General features: G+C 70.1%; 1 pseudogene. It reads right to left on the bottom strand.

Annotated features, from left to right (window positions below):
* A pseudogene (locus KDH83_RS32215) lies at window positions 1–321 on the bottom strand (hemagglutinin-related protein); the annotation flags it as partial.

The following is a 321-nucleotide window of genomic DNA, read 5'->3' as shown; positions in this document are numbered from 1 at the left end:
CCCGGTTCAACGAAGCGATCGTCTCCGCCGCCGTCTTGCCGGTCAGCGCCTGCTGGCCTGCCTCATCCCGAATCACGATCGTGCCGCCGCTGATGGCGCTGCTCGTGGTCGAGCTGCCGCTGCCGCTGGCCGCCGCGACCGTGGGCGGTTTGAACGACAGGTTGCCCGACGAGGGCAGCGAGGTGCTCGCCTCCTTGCTCGCGCCGCCCGCGACCTGATTGTCCTTGGTCGTGCCCAAGCCCGTGCCGCCGCTCTTGTCGCCGCCACCCAGGCCGATGCCGCCGCCCACCGAGACCTGATAGGCGCTGTAGTTGGCCTTGT

The organism is Achromobacter sp. Marseille-Q0513 (genome assembly GCF_018195695.1).
Taxonomy (GTDB): domain Bacteria; phylum Pseudomonadota; class Gammaproteobacteria; order Burkholderiales; family Burkholderiaceae_B; genus Achromobacter.
Note: the sequence above shows the minus strand (reverse complement) of the source record. Positions and strands in the feature narration are given on the sequence as shown.